General features: G+C 52.8%; 3 protein-coding genes. 2 read left to right on the top strand and 1 reads right to left on the bottom strand.

What is annotated here, in order from left to right; all coding sequences use genetic code 11:
* Positions 1 to 81 precede the first annotated feature (81 nt).
* Together K2G43_RS03995 and K2G43_RS03990 are read left to right on the top strand one after the other, a co-directional pair.
* Positions 82 to 1455, top strand: coding sequence for an efflux transporter outer membrane subunit (locus K2G43_RS03995; RefSeq protein ID WP_300153036.1), 1374 nt, complete (start codon positions 82 to 84; stop codon positions 1453 to 1455).
* Between the two features lie 525 nt (positions 1456 to 1980).
* The gene (locus tag K2G43_RS03990; protein WP_297644005.1) at positions 1981 to 3501 is read left to right on the top strand and encodes an NAD(P)H-hydrate dehydratase; all 1521 of its coding nucleotides are present in this window, start codon (positions 1981 to 1983) and stop codon (positions 3499 to 3501) included.
* Between the two features lie 67 nt (positions 3502 to 3568).
* Here the strand turns inward: K2G43_RS03990 and K2G43_RS03985 are convergent.
* Positions 3569 to 3986: DUF5715 family protein (locus K2G43_RS03985; protein ID WP_300153033.1), on the bottom strand; the 418-nt coding region annotated here is incomplete at its 5' end.

The raw sequence follows: 3986 nt of genomic DNA, 5'->3' as shown, positions 1-3986 counted from the left end.
TCTTTGTGCTGATCTATAAGGCGAAGGCGAAAGTGAGGGGGAAAATTAAGAGATAACTCCTTAAAATAGAAATATAATGTTATGAAAATGAAGAATATATATATTTGCTTGTTTCTGAGTTTATTTGCCCTTTCCTCTTGCAAGGTGGGCGAAAGTTATGTACGTCCGGAGATGCAGCTTCCCGACAGCCTGGCGCAGCAGCAGGACAGTGTGAGCATTGCCGATGAACAATGGCAGTTGGTTTATACCGACAGCACGTTGCGTAGTTTGATAGACCGTGCTTTGGAGTATAACAAGGACATGCTGATGGCGGCTGCCCGTGTCAAAGAGATGGCTGCACAGAAGCGCATCAGCGTCTCCAACCTATTGCCGCAACTGACGGGCAAGGTGGAGGCGGAGCGAGAGATGGACAATTACGGCGGGCATAACCGTGACGTGGGCAATGCATACGAGGCAAAGGCGCTGTTCTCGTGGGAACTAGACCTTTGGGGAAACCTGCGTTGGAAGAAGGCTGCTGCTGTGGCAGAATACCTACAAAGCGTAGAGGCGCAACGTGCGTTGCGCACCACCATCGTTGCCGAAGTGGCGCAGGCCTATTATGAACTTGTGGCCCTTGATACGGAACTGGAGATTGTGCGTCAGACTCAGAAGGCACGTGAAGAGGGCGTGCGCCTGGCACGCATCCGTTTTGAAGGCGGACTGACTTCGGAAACCTCCTACCAACAGGCGCAAGTGGAGCTGGCACGCACCGCCACGCTTGTTCCCGACCTGGAACGCCGCATCTCGCTGAAGGAGAACGATATCGCCTTTCTGGTGGGAGAATTCCCCACATCTATTCGGCGCATCCGTTTTCTGCAAAGGCAGGACATTCCGGAATCGCTTCCCGTCGGTCTGCCCTCCGGTTTGCTGGAGCGCCGTCCGGATATCCGTGCGGCAGAGCATCAGTTGAGGGCTGAACACGCCCGGGTGAAGGTGGCATATACCAACATGTTCCCCCGCCTTGCCCTGACCGGACAATTCGGTTTGGAGAGTGATGCGCTTTCCCATTTTCTGGCCTCTCCCTATTCTTTGCTGAACGGTGCTGTGCTGGCTCCTCTTTTCGGATGGGGAAAGAACCGCGCCGCGCTGAAGGCGCAGAAAGCCGCTTTTGAAGCCGAAGTGCACAACTACGAAAAGACGGTGCTGAATGCCTTCAAGGAGGCGAAAAATGCCATTGTCGATTTTAATAAGATAAAAGAGGTCTATCAGCTGCGTGCCAAACTCGAACGTTCCGCCAAAGGGTATGTGGAGCTGGCACAGTTGCAATACATCAACGGGGTCATCAACTACCTGGATGTGCTTGATGCACAGCGCGGCTACTTCGATGCGCAGATTGGGTTGAGCAATGCCGTCCGCGACGAGCTGATAGCGATGGTACACGTGTATAAGGCGTTAGGGGGAGGTTGGCAATTCTGATTGATTCACTCCTCTGAAAGGAGCCGATAATCATAATTGTTTACATAGAATAACTTCCTACCGGAAATTCTGTCACTCGCTGTCTTTCCGGTTTGCGTCTTATCCGGTCCTTTTCTGCTCCGTAGTTTCTTCGGTGTTTCTTCGGACGTTCTTCGGACATTCTTCGGTCCTAGGGAGTGGAGTTTGTCCGAAGAACGTCCGAAGCCGAATAGGTCCTGGTAGGGGGCAGGCAGGAAGCGGATAGGAAGAACGGAGGAGAAAAGGGGGAAGGACGTTTTTTCACCGGGACGTTCCGGCTTGTGAAAATGGAATGAAAAAATAGTTTACATTCAGTAGGCGTGGAACACAAGTGCCTGACGGGGTTGGAGAAGTTAAAGAAGGAGCCTCCCTCTGTTGAGAGCTAAAGAGCGTTCCTCTAAAAACGGTGCAAATGAAGGCAAAATCGTACGAGTACTATCGGTACGTTTGTTTTTTCTAACAATTCCTTTTACCTTTGCTCAGTCAAAAAAAAGAATACGAACGATTATGAAGATATTTCCTACAACGAATATCAAGCAATTGGATGCTTATACCATAGAGAATGAACCGATTAGCTCCCTTGACCTGATGGAGCGTGCCGCATTGGCGCTAACGGAAGCGATTGCCGAACGTTGGGGGGTGGAGACACCTTTCACCGTGTTTGCCGGGCCGGGAAACAACGGAGGCGATGCGCTGGCGGTGGCTCGTCTGCTGGCAGAGAAAGGATATCGGTTGGAAGTTTATCTGTTCAACACGAAAGGTTCGCTTTCACCGGATTGCGAGGCGAACAAGGAATGGCTGGCCGATGTTGCAGGTGTGGACTTCCACGAAGTCACCACGCAGTTCATTCCTCCCACATTGACGGAAGACCATGTGGTGGTGGACGGCCTCTTCGGCAGCGGACTCAACAAGCCCCTTGCCGGCGGATTTGCCGCTGTGGTGAAGTATATCAACGCTTCGCCGGCAAAGGTGGTGGCCATCGACATCCCTTCCGGGCTGATGGGCGAAGACAATGCCTATAATGTTTCGGCAAACATCGTGCGGGCCGACCTCACCCTGAGTCTGCAACTGCCGAAGCTGGCGTTTCTTTTCGCCGAAAACGAACCGTATGTGGGCGAATGGGACTTGCTGGACATCGGATTGAGCGAAGAGGGCATAGAGGAAATGGAGACCGATTTCTACATGCTGGAGAATGAGGCGATGCCCGGCTTGCTGAAACCTCGCGGTCGGTTTGCGCATAAGGGCGACTTCGGACGTGCGTTGCTGATAGCCGGTTCGCAAGGAATGGCCGGCGCTTCGGTGCTGGCGGCCCGTGCTTGTCTGCGTTCGGGCGTAGGATTGCTGACGGTGCATGTGCCTTTCTGTAACAACGCTATTGTACAAACATCTGTTCCCGAGGCGATGACGGAGTTGGATATCAGCGAAACCAGTTTTGCCTCATTCGTTGATACGGACGATTTTCAGGCGGTGGGAGTAGGTCCCGGATTGGGACAGGCGGAAGAGACGGAAGCGGCGCTGCTTGACTTGATAGACGCTTGCCAGACTCCGATGGTATTGGATGCCGATGCGCTGAATATATTGGGCGGAAAGCGCAGTTACCTTGGTCGTTTGCCCAAAGGAAGCATTCTCACTCCGCATCCCAAAGAGCTGGAACGGCTGGTGGGGAAGTGTACCAATTCTTACGAACGTCTGATGAAGGCACGCGAGCTGGCAAAGACTGCCGAAGTGCATATCATCTTGAAAGGTGCCTACTCGGCTATCATCACCCCTTCGGGCAAGTGCTACTTTAACGTAACTGGTAATCCGGGCATGGCGACGGGAGGAAGCGGCGATGTCTTGACCGGTGTGGTGCTTGCTTTGTTGGCGCAAGGATATGAGGCGGAAACGGCCGCCTGCCTGGCTACGTATGTGCACGGTCTGGCGGGTGACATCGCTTGCAAGAAACAAGGCCCCATTGCCTTGATGGCAGGAGATATCGTGTCGTGCCTGCCGTTGGCGTGGAGGATGCTTGCGGAGCAATTTGATTAATTTAGTGGCAGGTGATATAGGCGATGAGTGTTTGTCGCCTATCACTTACCGCCTGTATCACCTCCCGTCACCTGTTTTTTCTCGCTGTGATATGGAAGCATCCTTGCTTCAATTCGTATTTGATGTAGCACTTATCCGCTTTTTTCAAATCGCGCAGCACTTCTGACAGCACCAGTTTCAATGTGTCTGCGCTGACATCTTGCAAGGGGCGTCCGTCTTTGTCTTCTACCTTCCGGAAGCGCTTCCAGCTGACGTCGAACGTTGTTCCATAGAAATGGGCGGAGTTCAAGGAGGCGTTTCCGTTTTTGCGGCGCAGGCGTTTCACGTCATCTTTGGTGCGGAGTACGGAGGTCACAATGATTTTATTCGGGTTCAGCCCTTTGCAAACCAGCGAATCCAGAAAGTTGCTTCCGATGGTGTCCAGCAGATTGGCGGCTGCGGGGATGAGGTAGGGGATGGAGTGGGTCAGGGAATCTACCGCATAC

Source organism: Bacteroides sp., from assembly GCF_029057325.1.
GTDB lineage: Bacteria > Bacteroidota > Bacteroidia > Bacteroidales > Bacteroidaceae > Bacteroides.
Note: the sequence above shows the minus strand (reverse complement) of the source record. Positions and strands in the feature narration are given on the sequence as shown.